This is a genomic window from Cobetia sp. SIMBA_158 (assembly GCF_046566945.1).
GTDB lineage: Bacteria > Pseudomonadota > Gammaproteobacteria > Pseudomonadales > Halomonadaceae > Cobetia > Cobetia amphilecti.
On record NZ_JAWJYL010000416.1, the window covers coordinates 1 to 269 of the forward strand.

Annotated in this window: 1 protein-coding gene; it reads left to right on the top strand. The window is 42.8% G+C overall.

The features are described 5' to 3' along the window. Positions 1 to 269: SAM-dependent methyltransferase (locus R2R70_RS20520; RefSeq protein ID WP_410978982.1), on the top strand; the 269-nt coding region annotated here is incomplete at both ends.

Here is a 269-nt window from a genome sequence, read left to right on the forward strand (position 1 = left end):
CGTTGTTGCCACCCCAATTGGCAATTATGACGACTTAAGTCAGCGTGCTATCGCGACATTATCGCAGGTTGACTTAATCGCTGCTGAAGACACTCGCCATACAGGTAAGCTCCTTAGCCATTTTGGTATTAAGGCAAAAACATTTGCATTACATGATCACAACGAAAAACAAAAAGCACAGCAAATTATCGATCAGCTTAATCAAGGATTAAATATTGCTTTAGTATCGGATGCAGGCACGCCACTCATTAGTGACCCTGGATATGCGG